Origin of the sequence: Streptomyces liliifuscus (assembly GCF_016598615.1) — a bacterium.
GTDB classification, from domain to species: Bacteria; Actinomycetota; Actinomycetes; order Streptomycetales; family Streptomycetaceae; genus Streptomyces; species Streptomyces liliifuscus.
Genome location: NZ_CP066831.1, coordinates 3,731,624 through 3,747,110 on the forward strand (window position 1 = coordinate 3,731,624; position 15,487 = coordinate 3,747,110).

The following is a 15,487-nucleotide window of genomic DNA, read 5'->3' on the forward strand; positions in this document are numbered from 1 at the left end:
CTTCATCGTAGGCCGGACCGATGATTTCTGGTCTCTCTGAAATTTTGGTGGCGTTGCAAAATTTAAGTCACTCTGTTTTTCTTGGCGCATGCCCATCATCAGCACGGCCGGCCTCGCCCGGACGTTCCAGACCAAGCGCGGCCCCGTCGAGGCGGTCCGCGGCATCGACCTCACCGTCGGGGAGGGCGAGATCCTCGGCTTCCTCGGCCCGAACGGAGCGGGCAAGACGACCACGCTCCGGATGCTCACGACCCTGCTGGCCCCGACCGGTGGCGCCGCCACCGTCGCGGGCCACGACCTGGCCACCGACCCGGAGGGCGTCCGCCGCGCGTGCGGATACGTGGCTCAGTCGGGCGGCGTCGACCCCCAGATCTCCGTACGCGAGGAACTGGTCACGCAGGGACGGCTCTACCGCCTGACCAAGGATCAGGCGGCTGAGCGAGCCGAGGAGTTGGCCCGCGACCTGGACCTGACCGAGCTCCTCGACCGGAAGACGTCGGCGCTCTCCGGCGGCCAGCGCCGACGTCTCGACATCGCGCTCGGCCTCACCCACCGCCCGAAGGTGCTGTTCCTCGACGAGCCGACCACCGGCCTCGACCCGGCGAGCCGCGCGGACCTCTGGGACCTGGTCCGACGCCTGCGCGACGACTACGGCACGACCGTCTTCCTCACCACTCACTACCTCGACGAGGCGGACGCGCTCGCCGACCGGCTCGTGATCGTCGACCACGGCGTCGTGGTGGCGGAGGGCACGCCCAGCGCGCTCAAGCTCCAGTACGGCGGGTCGATCGACGCGACGCTCCAGGACACGTTCCTCGCCATCACCGGCCGCGGCCCCGCGCCGGCGGACGCCACCCCCGTAGCCGTCTAGTCATCAACAGTCGAGGAAGTGACCGACATGCTCGTCCAGGACACCGCGCTGATCTTCGGGCGCTATCTCCGCCAGACCCTGCGCTCCAAGTTCGCGATGCTCTTCGGCGTACTGATGCCGCTGCTGTACCTGCTCTTCTTCGGCCCGCTGCTCACGGATCTGCCGCTGGGCGGCGGCGGGAGCTCCTGGCAGGTCCTGGTCCCCGGACTGCTGCTCCAACTCGGCCTGTTCGGGGCCGCGTTCGCCGGCTTCATGATCATCGTCGAGAAGAACCTGGGCGTGGTGGAGCGGATGCGGGTCACCCCGGTCAGCCGCCTGGCACTCCTGCTCGGCCGGGTACTGCGCGACACGGCGGTCTTCGTCTTCCAGGCGGTCCTGCTGGTCCTGGCCGCCGTGGTGATGGGGCTGCGCGCACCGGTCGCGGGCATCCTGATCGGCTTCGCGTTCGTCGCGCTGCTGACCGTCTCGCTGGCCTCGCTGTCGTACGCGCTGGCCATGAGGAGCACGTCACCCCAGGCGTTCGGCCCGACGGTCAACGCCCTGACCATGCCGTCCATGCTCCTGTCCGGCCTGATGCTCCCCATGTCACTGGCGCCCGGCTGGCTGGACGCCCTCTCGCACGTCATGCCGTTCCGCTATCTGGTGGACGCGATGCGGGACGCGTACGTCGGCTCGTACGCGACCGCCTCCATGGCGTACGGCGTCCTGGTGGCCGTCGGCCTCACAGGAATCGCCGTGACGGTGGGCACACGAGTGTTCCGGGAGGCCGGAGCGTAACTACGCTGGCCGCATGGTCAATCTGACGCGCATCTACACCAGGACCGGCGACCGGGGCACGACGAACCTGGGCGACATGAGCCGGGTCGCCAAGACCGACCCGCGGATCTCGGCGTACGCCGACGCCAACGAGGCGAACGCGGCCATCGGCACGGCGATCGCCCTCGGCGGCCTCGACGAGGAGATCGTCAAGGTCCTCACCCGCGTCCAGAACGACCTCTTCGACGTGGGCGCGGACCTCTCCACGCCGGTCGCCGAGAACCCCGAGTTCCCTCCCCTGCGGGTCGAGCAGTTCTACATCGACAAGCTGGAGGCGGACTGCGACCACTTCAACGAACAGCTGGAGAAGCTCCGCTCCTTCATCCTCCCCGGCGGCACCCCCGGCGCGGCCCTCCTCCACCAGGCATGCACGGTGGTCCGCCGCGCCGAACGCTCGACCTGGGCCGCCCTGGAGGCACACGAGGAGGTAATGAACCCCCTGACGGCGACCTACCTCAACCGCCTGTCGGACTTGCTCTTCATCCTGGCAAGGACGGCGAACAAGGAGACGGGCGACATTCTCTGGGTCCCGGGCGGCGACCGCTGAGGACGCGCCAGGGGGCAGTTTCAGGGGCGCGGGGAACGGCGCAATCTTTTGGCATTTGGCTTTGGGGGCGCGGGGAACGGCCCAATCTTTTGGCATTTGGGGGCGCGGGGAACGGCGCAATCTTTTAGGGGCGCGGGGAACTGCGCGACCAGCCACGACGCACCCGCAGCGACGAATCACCCCCTCCCCCACCCCGGCGGAGCCACGCCGCGGAGCCTCACCTCTTGGTGAGGCTCCGCGACTCCGCCCCCTCCCCCACCCCGGCAGGCGCCTTCTTGGGCCAGATCAAGTACGTCAACGCGATCACCCCGTGAATCCCGACCGCCCTCCAAGCCACATACCGCCAGCTCTCCAACGACCCCGTACGCCCCGAATCCCCCACGTACCAGATGGCGACCTGCAACAACACGGTCGCGACCCCCGCCGCCACCACGGACCCGAGCCACACCTTCCCCTCGTGCCGCGCACGAGCCATCCCGTACCGCGGCGGCCCCACGGGCCGGTCCGCCCCCGCGAGCCGATGGGCCGCATGCCCGTCGAGCCACTTCACCGTCCGGTGGCCATGCCCCACGGTGTACCCGATGTACAGCGCGGCCAGCCCGTGCTTCCAGCTCGGCTCCGCCCCGTCCTTGAGGTCCAGCGCGGTGACGACCAGCAGCAACACCTCCAGCAGCGGCTCGCACAACAGCAGGGCCAGCCCCGTACGCGGCATCTTGAACAGATAGCGGAAGGCCAGGCCCGCGGCCAGCAGCACCCAGAAGCCGATTTCACAGACGATGATCAGCGTGACGATCACGACTCGCTCCTCTCGGTCACCCTTCCAGGCTCCCGGCGCCCCGCGCCCCGATCGTCGTCACCAGTGACGAAACGGCACTGCATCCTTCGATGTAGCCGAGGACCGTCCCCCGGGATCAGGCGTCGGCGGCGCACTGCGTGTTGGATGGAGTCATGGCCGTACGACTCCCCCGCCCCCACCGAGACGACGTGCGGATCGCGGCCGCGGGACTGTTCGGCGGGCTCTTCCTGTACGCGGTGGGGCTGGGCACCCGGCCGGCCGGTGAGCCGATCGTCCTGTGGTCCGACAGCCGGGCGCTGCTGATCCCGCTCGTCGTGATGACGGGCTGCGAGCTGCTGCGCAGGACCATGCCGCGCACGGCCCTGCTCGTCGGCACGGTCGCGGTGGTCGCGGACCTGTTCACACGAGGCAGCCTGGCCACCCTCGTGATGTTCACCGACCTCGTGTACGCGGCGGTGCTGTACGGGCCGCCCGCCTCCGCCCGGCGCATCCCGTGGATCACCGGGCTGCTCACCGTGGCCGGGACGATCGCGCCCGTGGCGATCTGGCGTCAGCCGGAGGCCCTGCTCATCGGCGTGGGCGTCGGCGTCGTGTCGCTGGCACCCGCCGCGACCGGCTGGATCGTCCGCAACCACCGCGACGCCGCCGAGGCGGCCCGCCTCCGCGCCGAACAGACCGCCCTGCTCGCCGAGATGGACCGCAGCCAGGCCGTCACCGCCGAACGGGCGCGCATGGCACGCGAGTTGCACGACATGGTCGCCAACCACCTCTCCGCGATCGCCATCCACTCCACGGCCGCGCTCTCGCTCGACGACCCCGACACCTCGAAGCAGGCCCTCGGCGTGATCCGCGAGAACAGCGTCGAGGGCCTCGCCGAGATGCGCCGTCTCATCGGCATCCTGCGCGACAGCAGCGGCGACACGGAGGCGGTCGCGGCGCCCACCCTCGACGGACTCGGCGCGCTGGTGGACCAGGCCCGCGCCAACGGCCTCGAAGTGGACCTGGACTGCACACACACGACGCTCCCGGCCCCGGTCGAGCTGGCCGCGTACCGCATCGTGCAGGAGTGCCTGACCAACGCCCTCAAGCACGCCTCCCCCGGCCGGGTCACCGTCGTCCTCGCCCAGCGCGACCACTCCCTCGACGTACGGGTGACCAGCCCGTACGGCGGCGCCCGGGACGACGGCCCGCGCGCTCCCGGCTCGGGCGCCGGCCTGATAGGGATGCGCGAGCGGGTCGCCCTGCTGCACGGCACGTTCGAGGCGGGACCCGTCGGGGACCCGGCCTCCGCCGACGGCAAGACCTGGGCCGTACGTGCCACCCTCCCGATCACCGAAGGAGAATCCGAATGATCCGTGTGCTCGTCGCCGAGGACCAGTCCGCCGTACGCGCCGGTCTCGTCCTCATCCTGCGCAGCGCCCCCGACATCGAGGTGGTCGGCGAGGCGGCGGACGGCGAGCAGGCGGTGGCCCTGGCCCGGGAACTGAGGCCAGACCTCGTTCTGATGGACATTCAGATGCCCCGTCTCGACGGTGTTTCCGCCACCCGTCAGGTCGTCGCCGAGCGCCTCGCCGACGTGCTCGTACTGACCACGTTCGATCTGGACGAGTACGTCTTCGGCGCGCTGCGCGCGGGCGCCGCCGGCTTCCTGCTGAAGAACACCGAGGCACGTCAACTCCTCGACGCGGTACGGACGGTGGCGCGCGGCGAGGGCCTGATCGCGCCCGCGGTGACCCGCCGGCTGATCTCCGAGTTCGCGGCGAGGCCCGTGCGCGAACCGTCGGCCGACCCGGCCGTCCTCGACTCGCTGACGCGACGGGAGCGGGAGGTGCTGTCCTGCCTCGGGGAGGGCCTGTCCAACGCGGAGATCGGCGTACGTCTCGACATGGCGGAGGCGACCGTGAAGACGCACGTCAGCCGCCTGCTGGGCAAGCTAGAACTGCGCAGCCGGGTTCAAGCGGCGGTCCTGGCACAGGAGTTGGGCGTGTAGGCGGGGCGGTCGTTGCGAACGGCGGCATACGCCGGGCGGCGCGTGTAACAAGTAGCCGCCCGGCACCCTCGCACTGGTCTGGACCTATTGACCTATGGTCCAGACCTTTCTATTGTCCTGCGCACCTCATCAAACTCCCCATAGGAGACGCGGATGCGCCTCAGACACAGACTCGGACAGAGAGCCGTGGCAGGGCTCACCACGCTGTTGTTGCCGTTCGCCGCCCTGGTCGGGCTCGCGAGCCCCGCCTCCGCCGCCACGTCGGCGACCGCCACCTACGCCAAGACCCAGGACTGGGGATCCGGCTTCGAAGGCAAGTGGACCGTCAAGAACACCGGCACCACGACCATCGGTTCCTGGAACGTCGAGTGGGACTTCCCCTCGGGCACCTCGGTCACCTCCGCCTGGGACGCCGACGTCACCAACTCCGGCACCCACTGGACCGCCAAGAACAAGTCCTGGAACGGCAGCCTCGCCCCCGGCGCCTCCGTCTCCTTCGGCTTCAACGGCACCGGCACCGGCTCCCCCGCCAACTGCAAGCTGAACGGCGGCAGTTGTGACGGCGGCAGTGTCCCCGGCGACTCCGCCCCCTCGGCGCCCGGCACCCCCACCGCCTCCGACATCACCAACACCTCGGTGAAGCTGTCCTGGAGCGCGGCCACGGACGACAAGGGCATCAAGAACTACGACGTCCTGCGCGACGGCGCGAAGGTCGCCACCGTCACGACCACCTCGTACACGAACACCGGTCTGACCGCCGGCACCGACTACTCCTACACCGTCCAGGCCCGTGACACCGCCGACCAGACCGGTCCGGCCAGCGGAGCGGTCGCCGTGCGCACCACCGGCGGCACCACCGAGCCGCCCACCGGCGACAAGGTCAAGCTCGGCTACTTCACCGAGTGGGGCGTCTACGGCCGCAACTACCACGTCAAGAACCTGGTGACCTCCGGCTCCGCGTCGAAGATCACGCACATCAACTACGCGTTCGGCAACGTCAAGGACGGCAAGTGCGTCGTCGACGACACCTACGCCGCCTACGACAAGGCGTACACCGCCGACCAGTCCGTCAGCGGCACCGCCGACACCTGGGACCAGCCGCTGCGCGGCAACTTCAACCAGCTCCGCCAGCTGAAGGCCAAGTACCCGCACATCAAGGTGCTGTACTCCTTCGGCGGCTGGACCTACTCCGGCGGCTTCGCCCAGGCCGCCGCCAACCCGGCCGCCTTCGCCGCCTCCTGCAAGTCCGTTGTCGAGGACCCGCGCTGGGCCGACGTCTTCGACGGCATCGACATCGACTGGGAATACCCGAACGCCTGCGGCCTGACCTGCGACACATCCGGCTTCAGCTCGTTCAAGACGCTGAGCCAGGCGCTGCGCACCGAGTTCGGCTCCAACTACCTGGTCACCGCGGCCATCACCGCCGACGGCTCCTCCGGCGGCAAGATCGACGCGGCCGACTACGGCGGCGCCTCCGCGTCGCTCGACTGGTACAACGTGATGACGTACGACTACTTCGGCGCCTTCGACGCGGACGGTCCGACCGCTCCGCACTCCCCGCTGACCTCGTACCCGGGCATCCCGGCGGCCGGCTTCAACTCGGCCGACGCGATCGCCAAGCTCAAGGCCAAGGGCGTACCCGCGAAGAAGCTGCTGCTCGGCATCGGGTTCTACGGGCGCGGCTGGACGGGCGTCACCCAGTCCACCCCCGGCGGTTCGGCGACCGGCGCGGCGCCCGGCACGTACGAGGCGGGCATCGAGGACTACAAGGTCCTCAAGAACTCCTGCCCCGCCACCGGCACCATCGCCGGTACGGCCTACGCCTACTGCGGCAACAACTGGTGGAGCTACGACACCCCGGCCACCATCGGCTCGAAGATGACCTGGGCCAAGAACCAGGGTCTGGGCGGCGCGTTCTTCTGGGAGTTCAGCGGTGACACCACCAACGGCGAACTGGTGACCGCGATCAACAGCGGCCTGAACTAAGGACCGTCAGCACTAACAGATAGCTCAGGCAACATTGACGCGCTGGCCGGGCGGGGCTGCTTCAAGCCACGCGAGAAACCCGGTCAGCGCGTCCTCGCTCATGGCCAGCTCAAGGCGCGTACCGCGATGGACGCAGGCGAGGATGATCTGGTCGGCCAGCAGCGCGAGCTCCTCCTCGCCGTCCGGGGTGCGGCGGCCTGCCACCTCGATCGCCGAACGCTCAAGGACACGGCGCGGGCGGGGAGCGTACGAGAAGATGCGGAACCACTCGATGCGGTCACCGTTGTAGCGGGCGATGCCGTAGCCCCAGCCTTTTCCGCTGGTGTCGCTCTTCTCCGGGGCGTCCCAGCGGAGGCTGCAGTCGAACGTACCGCCGGAGCGCTGGATCAGCCGGCGGCGCAGATGGAACACGAAGAGTGCCACCGCCACCAGCACGACTACCAACCCGCACACAGTCAGAGCGAGGACCATCGACACCGACCTCCTCGTCTCCTAGGTAACGGAAAGGAAAAAAGCACCCGCATCGCCTCAGCCGCGACCCGGTCCGGAAAGCTCCGGTCCTGGCCGCGGCTGAGTCACTCCCTGTGGTGCGCTGTGTTCAGCGCACCGCCACCGCACGCAGACGGACGTCCGCGCGACGCTCGGCGGAGGCATCGCCCTCCGCCTTCGCGCGCTCGAGCTCCCGCTCCGCGCGCTGGACATCGATCTCGTCCGACAGCTCGGCGATCTCGGCCAGCAGCGACAGCTTGTTGTCCGCGAACGAGATGAAACCGCCGTGCACCGCGGCGACGACAGTTCCACCATCACTCGTACGGATGGTCACCGGGCCCGACTCCAGCACACCGAGCAGCGGCTGGTGGCCGGGCATGACGCCGATGTCGCCGGACGCGGTACGCGCGACGACCAGGGTGGCCTCGCCGGACCAGACACTGCGGTCCGCGGCGACGAGCTCGACGTGCAGCTCAGCAGCCAAGGTGGGCTCCTCGGGTCACCACCCGGCTTTCGCTGCCGGGTGTTGGGTCAAAGTCTAGTGGGCGTAGTGAAGGGGACGGGACGCACCCCGCGAGGCGCGACCCCGCCCCCCTCACCGAGAACACGAGGTTCAGGAGACGCCGAGCTCCTTGGCCTTGGCCTTGAGGTCCTCCAGGCCACCGCACATGAAGAACGCCTGCTCCGGGAAGTGGTCGTACTCGCCGTCGCAGATCGAGTTGAAGGCCGCGATCGACTCCTCCAGCGGAACGTCCGAACCGTCCACGCCGGTGAACTGCTTGGCGGCGTGGGTGTTCTGGGACAGGAAGCGCTCCACGCGACGGGCACGGTGGACGACGAGCTTGTCCTCTTCACCCAGCTCGTCGATACCGAGGATCGCGATGATGTCCTGGAGGTCCTTGTTCTTCTGCAGGATCGTCTTGACGCGCATGGCGGCGTCGTAGTGGTCCTGCGCGATGTACCGCGGGTCCAGGATGCGGGACGTGGAGTCCAGCGGGTCCACGGCCGGGTAGATGCCCTTCTCGGAGATCGGACGGGAGAGCACCGTCGTCGCGTCGAGGTGGGCGAACGTGGTGGCCGGGGCCGGGTCGGTCAGGTCGTCCGCGGGGACGTAGATCGCCTGCATCGAGGTGATCGAGTGACCACGGGTCGAGGTGATGCGCTCCTGGAGGAGACCCATCTCGTCGGCCAGGGTCGGCTGGTAACCCACCGCGGAGGGCATACGGCCGAGCAGGGTCGAGACCTCGGAACCGGCCTGGGTGAAGCGGAAGATGTTGTCGATGAAGAACAGCACGTCCTGCTTCTGCACATCGCGGAAGTACTCCGCCATGGTCAGACCGGCAAGGGCCACGCGCAGACGGGTGCCCGGGGGCTCGTCCATCTGACCGAAGACAAGGGCGGTCTTGTCGAGAACGCCGCTCTCTTCCATCTCCGCGATGAGGTCGTTGCCCTCACGGGTGCGCTCACCGACGCCCGCGAAGACGGAGACGCCCTCGTGGAGGTTGGCGACACGCATGATCATTTCCTGGATCAGCACGGTCTTGCCGACACCGGCACCACCGAACAGACCGATCTTGCCGCCCTTGACGTACGGGGTGAGAAGGTCGACGACCTTCAGGCCCGTCTCGAACATCTCGGTCTTCGACTCGAGCTGGTCGAACGAGGGGGCCTTGCGGTGGATGGTCCAGCGCTCGCCCTCGTACTGCTCGTCGGTGTTCAGTACCTCGCCGAGGGTGTTGAAGACCTTGCCCTTGGTGAAGTCACCGACCGGGACGCTGATGCCCGAGCCCGTGTCGGTCACCGCGGCCTGGCGGACCAGACCGTCGGTGGGCTGCATCGAGATGGTGCGGACCAGGCCGTCACCCAGGTGCTGGGCGACCTCCAGGGTCAGAATCTTCTTCTCGCCGGCGTTGGCCGGGTCGGCCACCTCGACGTGAAGGGCGTTGTAGATCTCCGGCATGGCGTCGACGGGGAATTCCACGTCGACGACCGGGCCGATGACCCGGGCGACGCGGCCCGTGGCAACGGCCGTCTCAACTGTCGTCGTCATTTACCTGTCACTCCCCGCGGTCGCGTCGGCCAGGGCTGCGGTGCCACCGACGATCTCGCTGATTTCCTGGGTGATTTCGGCCTGGCGGGCCGCGTTGGCAAGTCGGGAGAGTGAAGTGATCAGGTCTCCCGCGTTGTCGGTCGCCGACTTCATCGCGCGGCGGGTGGCCGCGTGCTTGGAGGCGGCCGACTGGAGCAGCGCGTTGTAGATACGGCTCTCGACGTACCGGGGCAGAAGGGCGTCGAGGACGTCCTCCGCCGACGGCTCGAAGTCGTACAGCGGAAGGATCTCGCCCTTGGACGTGGACTCCTCCGCGACCTCTTCGAGGCTGAGCGGCAGCAGTCGGCTGTCGACCGCCGTCTGCGTCATCATCGAGACGAACTCGGTGTAGACGATGTGGAGTTCGTCCACGCCGCCGTCCGCCGTCTCCTTCTCGATGGCCTCGATCAGCGGAACGGCCACCTTCTTGGCGTCCGCGTACGTGGGCTCGTCGGTGAAGCCCGACCACGACTCCGAGACCTTGCGCTCACGGAAGTTGTAGTGGGCCAGACCGCGGCGGCCGACGATGTACGTGTCGACCTCCTTGCCCTCGGCCTCGAGACGCGCGGTCAGCTGCTCCGCCGCCTTGATGGCGTTGGAGTTGAACGCGCCGGCGAGGCCGCGGTCGCTCGACAGGAGCAGCACGGCGGAACGCGTCGGCGCCTCGGCCTCGGTGGTCAGCGGGTGCTGGGTGTTAGAGCCCGTGCCGACCGCCGTGACCGCCCGGGTGAGCTCGGTCGCGTACGGCGTGGAGGCCGCCACCTTGCGCTGCGCCTTGACGACACGCGAGGCGGCGATCATCTCCATCGCCTTGGTGATCTTCTTGGTCGCGGTGACGGATTTGATGCGACGCTTGTAGACCCGGAGCTGGGCTCCCATGAGTCAGGTCCCTTCCGTCGTCACTTGCCCGCAGCGGCAGGGGTGTCCTCGCCGAGCAGCTTGCCGTCCGACGTCTCGAACTGCTTCTTGAAGTCCGCGATCGCGTCGGCGATGGCCCCCAGGGTGTCGTCCGACATCTTGCCGCCCTCCTTGATGGAGGTCATGAGGCCCTGCTCCTTGCGGTGCAGGTACTCCAGGAGCTCCTTCTCGAAGCGGCGGACGTCGTTCACCGGCACCTCGTCCATCTTGCCGGTGGTACCGGCCCAGATGGAGACGACCTGGTCCTCGGTGGCCATCGGCTGGTACTGAGCCTGCTTGAGCAGCTCGACCATCCGCTGACCGCGCTCCAGCTGCGACTTCGACGCGGCGTCCAGGTCGGAACCGAAGGCGGCGAACGCCTCCAGCTCACGGAACTGGGCGAGGTCGACGCGCAGTCGGCCGGACACCTGGCGCATGGCCTTGTGCTGTGCGGAACCACCGACTCGGGAGACGGAGATACCGACGTTCAGCGCGGGGCGCTGACCGGCGTTGAACAGGTCCGACTCCAGGAAGCACTGGCCGTCGGTGATGGAGATGACGTTGGTCGGGATGAACGCCGAGACGTCGTTGGCCTTCGTCTCGACGATCGGCAGACCGGTCATCGAGCCCGCGCCCATCTCGTCGGAGAGCTTCGCGCAGCGCTCCAGCAGACGGGAGTGCAGGTAGAAGACGTCACCGGGGTAGGCCTCGCGCCCCGGCGGACGGCGGAGCAGCAGGGACACGGCGCGGTAGGCGTCGGCCTGCTTCGAGAGGTCGTCGAAGATGATGAGGACGTGCTTGCCCTCGTACATCCACTGCTGGCCGATGGCCGAACCGGTGTACGGCGCAAGGTACTTGAAGCCGGCCGGGTCGGACGCCGGGGCGGCGACGATGGTCGTGTACTCCAGCGCGCCGGCCTCTTCGAGGGCGCCACGCACGGAGGCGATGGTCGAGCCCTTCTGGCCGATGGCGACGTACACGCAGCGGACCTGCTTGTTCGGGTCGCCGGTGCGCCAGTTGTCGCGCTGGTTGATGATCGTGTCGACGGCCAGGGCGGTCTTGCCGGTCTGGCGGTCACCGATGATCAGCTGACGCTGGCCACGGCCGATCGGGGTCATCGCGTCGACGGCCTTGTAGCCGGTCTCCATCGGCTCGTGCACCGACTTACGGGCCATGACGCCCGGGGCCTGCAGCTCGAGGGCGCGGCGGCCGGACGTCTCGATCTCGCCGAGACCGTCGATCGGGGTGCCGAGCGGGTCGACAACGCGGCCGAGGTAGCCCTCGCCGACGGCCACGGAGAGGACCTCGCCGGTACGGGTGACCGGCTGCCCCTCCTCGATGCCGCTGAACTCACCGAGGACGATGGCGCCGATCTCGCGCTCTTCCAGGTTGAGCGCGAGGCCGAGGGTGCCGTCCTCGAACTTCAGCAGTTCGTTGGCCATGGCCGAGGGCAGGCCCTCGACCTTCGCGATGCCGTCGCCGGCAAGGGTGACCGTACCGACCTCCTCGCGCGAGGCCGCGTCCGGCTTGTACGACTGGACAAAGTTCTCCAGCGCATCCCGGATCTCCTCCGGCCGGATCGTGAGCTCCGCCATCTGGGTTCCCTGCTCTCCTTGTTGGGCCCGAAGTTTTCTTGGGGGGTCTGGGGTCAGCCCCCAGGAATCCTCTGCACGGCCCAACCAGGGCCGTATTACTGCGTATAACTGTTTATGTACGTGTATTGAGTTGCTGTCGCTAGCTCGCCATGCGGCGGCCGACGTCCTCCAGCCGGTCCGCGATGGAACCGTTGATGACCTCGTCACCGACCTGCACCCGGATCCCGCCGAGGACCTCGGGGTCCACGTCGAGGTTGAGGTGCATCTGGCGGCCGTAGAGCTTCGCGAGGGCTGCACCCAGGCGCTGCTTCTGCGGGTCGCTCAGCGGAACCGCCGAGGTGACGACGGCGACCATGCGGCTACGACGCTCGGCGGCGAGCTTGGACAGGGACTCGAGTCCCGACTCCAGGCTACGTCCCCGGGGCGCGGTCACAAGGCGCGTGACCAGACGCTCGGTCGTCGCCTTGGCCCGGCCGCCGAGCAGGCTGCGCAGCAGCTCGCTCTTGGCCGCGGTCGTGGCGCCGCGGTCGGTCAGTGCGGCGCGCAGCCCGGTGTTCGAAGAGACGATCCGGCCGAACCGGAACAGCTCGTCCTCGACCTCGTCGAGCGTGCCCGCCCGCTGCGCCGCCGTGAGGTCGGCGGTGTCGGCCAGCTCCTCGATGGAGTCGACCAGGTCACGCGACCGCGACCAGCGGGAGCGCACCAGACCGGCCACCAGATCGGCGGTCGTGCCGCCGACCTGGCCGCCGAACAGACGCCCGGCCAGTTCGGCCTTCGCCTCTCCGGCCTGCGCCGGGTCGGTGAGGACCCGACGCAGTGACACCTCGCGGTCGAGCAGCGCGGTGACGGCGGCCAGCTCGTCGGCGAGCAGCGTCGCGTCCACGGACGTGTTGTCCGTCAGCGCGTCGAGACGCTCTCGTGCGGCGGCCAGGGCCTCGCGGCTCGCTCCGTTCATCGCGACGCCTCGGCCTTCGAAGCGGACTCGTCGAGACCGTCGAGGAAGCGGTCGATCGTGCGGCTCTGCCGGGCGTGGTCCTCGAGGGACTCCCCGACGAGCTTGCCGGCCAGTTCGGTGGCCAGCTGGCCCACGTCCTGGCGCAGCGCCGACGACGCGGCCTTGCGGTCGGCCGCGATCTGCGAGTGACCGGCGGCGATGATTTCCTCGCGCTGCCGCTGGCCTTCCGCACGCATCTCGGCGATGAGCGTGGCGCCCTGCTCCTGCGCCTCCTGGCGCAGACGCGCGGCCTCGTGCCGAGCCTCGGCGAGCTGAGCCTTGTACTGCTCCAGCACGCTCTGGGCCTCGACCTTCATGGCGTCGGCCTCTTCGATACCGCCCTCGATCGCCGCGCGGCGCTCTTCCAGAACCTTGTTGATGTTCGGGAGGAGCTTCTTCCAGAAGAAGAAGAACACGATGGCGAAGGCGATGGTGCCGACGAGCAGCTCGGGGCCCGGCGGGATGAGCGGGTTCTGCTCCTCCTCGGCCGCCAGCTGTACCAGGTTGGCGATCACATCAGTGCCTTCCGTTGAAAGGTTCGCTCGTCAGGGTTCGTCAGTTGTAGACGAACGGCATGACGATGCCGATGAGGGCGAGGGCCTCACAGAAGGCGAAGCCGAGGATCTGGTTGGCGCGGATCAGGCCGGCCGCCTCGGGCTGACGGGCGAGGGCCTGGGTGCCGTTACCGAAGATGATGCCGACGCCGACGCCGGGGCCGATGGCGGCGAGGCCGTAGCCGATGGAACCGATGTTGCCTTCGACAGCGGCGAGGGTCTCAAGGGCAGCCATGCTGATTCTTCCTTCTCTTTCATGGACCGGCGGGGGTTGGCCACCGGACGTTCTGGGGGTTTGCGGAGCGTCGCGGCTCAGTGGTTCTCGGCCAGGGCGCCCTGGATGTACGAGCAGGCGAGGAGCACGAACACGTACGCCTGGACGGCCTGCACGAAGAGCTCGAAGAGGATCATGACGACGGTCATGACGAAGGAGATGCCGGCGGCCGGGATCATCCAGCTGTTCAGCAGGTACCAGGAGGCGACGGTGAACATCACCAGCATCAGGTGACCGGCGAACATGTTGGCGAACAGTCGCACCGCGTGCGTGAACGGCCGGACCAGCAGGTTCGAGAAGAACTCGATCACCATGACGAGCGGCAGCACCGGGCCGAGCGACTTGTCGTAACCGGTGACGTTCTTGAAGAAGCCGACGAAGCCGTGCTTCTTGAACGTCAGCGAGACCCAGACGATGTAGACGATGCCGGCGAGCACCATCGGGAAGGCGATGATCGACGAGACCGGGAACTGGGCCAGCGGGATCACGGACCAGATGTTCATGATCCAGATGAAGAAGAAGAGCGAGACCATCAGGGGGACGTACTTCTCGCCCTCCCGCTTGCCGAGGGTCTCGTAGACGATGCCGCGGCGAACGAAGTCGTAACCGGCCTCGCCGACCATCTGCAGCTTGCCCGGGACCACCTTCGCCTTGCCGAAGGCAAGCGTGAAGAAGGTGACGACCAGGAGCGTGGTGATGAGCGCGAGCAGCATCACCTTGTTGAACTCGAACCCACCGACCGTGACGATCGGCTTGAACAGGAACGAGTGCAGGCCCGGTGCCGGGAAGCCGCAGCCGTTGTCGGACATGATCCGACAGTTCCACTCAAAGGCGAGCTGGGTCTGGTCAGCACTCACCACGGGCTCCTTCGGCGTGACGCATGGGTACGGCAACCTCGTTGTGTCGGCGCGGCGCGCAGCCGCGGTTCGGCACTGGACTGGTGTTACGGATGTGGGGGCGGCTGGAGGGCATCGAGCCTCGCGCTGGGGCAGGCGTCAGCTCACATGCCCGCGCCCGCGATGCCGCAGTTGGCACCGGACGATAGCAGGATCTCCCACCCGCGCTTATCCCGGCCCTACCCCTCACGACGAGTGCCCCGTCTTTTCGGGCTTGTCGCCCTTCGAGGAGTCGGGTTCGACATAGAGGATCTTGGCCTTCATGTGGGCACGCGCCTGGGCGCCGATCCACGCGAGCGTGGCGGCGACCAGCGTGATCGCGAAAGCCTTGGGATTGAACAGCGTCGTGTTCTTGAAGGCGGCGACGAAGATGAACAGCAGCAGAATCTGTGCCGTATAGAGCATCAGACCCATCGCCTGGAAAAGGTGCGGAAGCGATTTGGCGGTGCGCTGCAGGACGTACAGCCCGATGCCCATGAAGAGGATCACGACCAGCGTCGCGAAGCCCGCCCCGATCGCTCCCTTGCCACCGGCGACCACACCACTGACGACGGCGGCGATCGCGCCGACGGCAGCTGTGGGCACAGCGGCCTGGAGAAGGATCCGGACGTCATTGGACGGCATGGCGGCAACTCCGCTTGCTCAAGGGGGCAGGTGTCGTCATGGACGAGCGTAGTCCCGGACAGAGAGAGA

17 protein-coding genes are annotated in these 15,487 nt (G+C 68.2%); 6 read left to right on the forward strand and 11 right to left on the reverse strand.

Annotation, left to right across the window (positions count from 1 at the left end):
- The first annotated feature begins 88 nt into the window (after positions 1 to 88).
- Genes JEQ17_RS15640 through JEQ17_RS15650 form a run of 3 tightly spaced genes read left to right on the forward strand, consistent with a single transcriptional unit; the run spans position 89 to position 2,234 of the window.
- Positions 89 to 871 carry an ABC transporter ATP-binding protein gene (locus JEQ17_RS15640; protein ID WP_200395831.1) on the forward strand — a complete coding sequence of 261 codons (783 nt, stop codon included), beginning with the start codon at positions 89 to 91 and terminating at the stop codon, positions 869 to 871.
- A gap of 27 nt (positions 872 to 898) precedes the next feature.
- Positions 899 to 1,648: an ABC transporter permease gene (locus tag JEQ17_RS15645; RefSeq protein ID WP_200401505.1), complete on the forward strand. Its 750-nt coding sequence runs from the start codon at positions 899 to 901 to the stop codon at positions 1,646 to 1,648.
- Between the two features lie 13 nt (positions 1,649 to 1,661).
- Positions 1,662 to 2,234, forward strand: coding sequence for a cob(I)yrinic acid a,c-diamide adenosyltransferase (locus tag JEQ17_RS15650; protein ID WP_200395832.1), 573 nt, complete (start codon positions 1,662 to 1,664; stop codon positions 2,232 to 2,234).
- 217 nt (positions 2,235 to 2,451) lie between these two features.
- Here JEQ17_RS15650 and JEQ17_RS15655 read toward each other — a convergent pair whose 3' ends face one another.
- Positions 2,452 to 3,030, reverse strand: a complete 579-nt coding sequence (locus tag JEQ17_RS15655; RefSeq protein ID WP_200395833.1) for a hypothetical protein — start codon at positions 3,028 to 3,030, stop codon at positions 2,452 to 2,454.
- 152 nt (positions 3,031 to 3,182) lie between these two features.
- On the opposite strand from JEQ17_RS15655, the gene JEQ17_RS15660 reads away from it, so the two are divergent.
- The 3 genes from JEQ17_RS15660 to JEQ17_RS15670 all read left to right on the forward strand — a co-directional run bounded on the left by JEQ17_RS15660 (position 3,183) and on the right by JEQ17_RS15670 (position 7,006).
- Positions 3,183 to 4,382 carry a sensor histidine kinase gene (locus JEQ17_RS15660; RefSeq protein WP_200395834.1) on the forward strand — a complete coding sequence of 400 codons (1,200 nt, stop codon included), beginning with the start codon at positions 3,183 to 3,185 and terminating at the stop codon, positions 4,380 to 4,382.
- Positions 4,379 to 5,020: a response regulator gene (locus JEQ17_RS15665; RefSeq protein ID WP_200395835.1), complete on the forward strand. Its 642-nt coding sequence runs from the start codon at positions 4,379 to 4,381 to the stop codon at positions 5,018 to 5,020. The genes JEQ17_RS15660 and JEQ17_RS15665 overlap by 4 nt, the downstream gene beginning before the upstream one ends.
- Positions 5,021 to 5,173: 153 nt before the next feature.
- Entirely contained in the window at positions 5,174 to 7,006 is a 1,833-nt protein-coding gene (locus JEQ17_RS15670; protein WP_200395836.1) for a glycoside hydrolase family 18 chitinase, read from the forward strand.
- Positions 7,007 to 7,030: 24 nt separating this feature from the next.
- Here the strand turns inward: JEQ17_RS15670 and JEQ17_RS15675 are convergent, their stop codons facing one another.
- The 10 genes from JEQ17_RS15675 to JEQ17_RS15720 form a co-directional block, all read right to left on the reverse strand.
- Positions 7,031 to 7,477, reverse strand: coding sequence for a DUF2550 domain-containing protein (locus tag JEQ17_RS15675; protein ID WP_055614422.1), 447 nt, complete (start codon positions 7,475 to 7,477; stop codon positions 7,031 to 7,033).
- 127 nt (positions 7,478 to 7,604) lie between these two features.
- Complete coding sequence (locus JEQ17_RS15680) at positions 7,605 to 7,979, reverse strand: F0F1 ATP synthase subunit epsilon (protein ID WP_200395837.1); 375 nt, start codon at positions 7,977 to 7,979, stop codon at positions 7,605 to 7,607.
- A 129-nt stretch (positions 7,980 to 8,108) separates the two neighbouring features.
- The gene (gene atpD / locus JEQ17_RS15685) at positions 8,109 to 9,545 is read right to left on the reverse strand and encodes a F0F1 ATP synthase subunit beta (protein ID WP_200395838.1); all 1,437 of its coding nucleotides are present in this window, start codon (positions 9,543 to 9,545) and stop codon (positions 8,109 to 8,111) included.
- Positions 9,546 to 10,463 carry a F0F1 ATP synthase subunit gamma gene (locus tag JEQ17_RS15690; protein WP_200395839.1) on the reverse strand — a complete coding sequence of 306 codons (918 nt, stop codon included), beginning with the start codon at positions 10,461 to 10,463 and terminating at the stop codon, positions 9,546 to 9,548.
- A gap of 20 nt (positions 10,464 to 10,483) precedes the next feature.
- Entirely contained in the window at positions 10,484 to 12,076 is a 1,593-nt protein-coding gene (gene atpA, locus JEQ17_RS15695) for a F0F1 ATP synthase subunit alpha (protein ID WP_200395840.1), read from the reverse strand.
- Between the two features lie 139 nt (positions 12,077 to 12,215).
- On the reverse strand, positions 12,216 to 13,031 hold the full coding sequence (locus tag JEQ17_RS15700; RefSeq protein WP_200395841.1) for a F0F1 ATP synthase subunit delta: 816 nt from the start codon (positions 13,029 to 13,031) through the stop codon (positions 12,216 to 12,218).
- Complete coding sequence (locus tag JEQ17_RS15705) at positions 13,028 to 13,585, reverse strand: F0F1 ATP synthase subunit B (protein ID WP_200395842.1); 558 nt, start codon at positions 13,583 to 13,585, stop codon at positions 13,028 to 13,030. The genes JEQ17_RS15700 and JEQ17_RS15705 overlap by 4 nt, the downstream gene beginning before the upstream one ends.
- 40 nt (positions 13,586 to 13,625) lie before the next feature.
- Positions 13,626 to 13,859, reverse strand: a complete 234-nt coding sequence (gene atpE / locus JEQ17_RS15710) for an ATP synthase F0 subunit C (RefSeq protein ID WP_143636214.1) — start codon at positions 13,857 to 13,859, stop codon at positions 13,626 to 13,628.
- A 77-nt stretch (positions 13,860 to 13,936) separates the two neighbouring features.
- A complete protein-coding gene (gene atpB, locus JEQ17_RS15715; RefSeq protein ID WP_200401506.1) occupies positions 13,937 to 14,707 on the reverse strand; it encodes a F0F1 ATP synthase subunit A in 771 nt (256 codons plus the stop codon).
- Positions 14,708 to 14,980: 273 nt separating this feature from the next.
- Positions 14,981 to 15,418, reverse strand: a complete 438-nt coding sequence (locus JEQ17_RS15720; protein ID WP_200395843.1) for a hypothetical protein — start codon at positions 15,416 to 15,418, stop codon at positions 14,981 to 14,983.
- Positions 15,419 to 15,487 lie beyond the last annotated feature (69 nt).

Coding starts and splice junctions, on each gene's coding strand:
- JEQ17_RS15640 (WP_200395831.1), top strand. CDS start 89: ATGCCCATCATCAGCACGGCCGGCCTCGCCCGGACGTTCCAGACCAAG.
- JEQ17_RS15645 (WP_200401505.1), top strand. CDS start 899: ATGCTCGTCCAGGACACCGCGCTGATCTTCGGGCGCTATCTCCGCCAG.
- JEQ17_RS15650 (WP_200395832.1), top strand. CDS start 1,662: ATGGTCAATCTGACGCGCATCTACACCAGGACCGGCGACCGGGGCACG.
- JEQ17_RS15660 (WP_200395834.1), top strand. CDS start 3,183: ATGGCCGTACGACTCCCCCGCCCCCACCGAGACGACGTGCGGATCGCG.
- JEQ17_RS15665 (WP_200395835.1), top strand. CDS start 4,379: ATGATCCGTGTGCTCGTCGCCGAGGACCAGTCCGCCGTACGCGCCGGT.
- JEQ17_RS15670 (WP_200395836.1), top strand. CDS start 5,174: ATGCGCCTCAGACACAGACTCGGACAGAGAGCCGTGGCAGGGCTCACC.
- JEQ17_RS15675 (WP_055614422.1), bottom strand. CDS start 7,477: ATGGTCCTCGCTCTGACTGTGTGCGGGTTGGTAGTCGTGCTGGTGGCG.
- atpD (WP_200395838.1), bottom strand. CDS start 9,545: ATGACGACGACAGTTGAGACGGCCGTTGCCACGGGCCGCGTCGCCCGG.
- JEQ17_RS15690 (WP_200395839.1), bottom strand. CDS start 10,463: ATGGGAGCCCAGCTCCGGGTCTACAAGCGTCGCATCAAATCCGTCACC.
- atpA (WP_200395840.1), bottom strand. CDS start 12,076: ATGGCGGAGCTCACGATCCGGCCGGAGGAGATCCGGGATGCGCTGGAG.
- JEQ17_RS15700 (WP_200395841.1), bottom strand. CDS start 13,031: ATGAACGGAGCGAGCCGCGAGGCCCTGGCCGCCGCACGAGAGCGTCTC.
- atpE (WP_143636214.1), bottom strand. CDS start 13,859: ATGGCTGCCCTTGAGACCCTCGCCGCTGTCGAAGGCAACATCGGTTCC.
- atpB (WP_200401506.1), bottom strand. CDS start 14,707: ATGTCCGACAACGGCTGCGGCTTCCCGGCACCGGGCCTGCACTCGTTC.
- JEQ17_RS15720 (WP_200395843.1), bottom strand. CDS start 15,418: ATGCCGTCCAATGACGTCCGGATCCTTCTCCAGGCCGCTGTGCCCACA.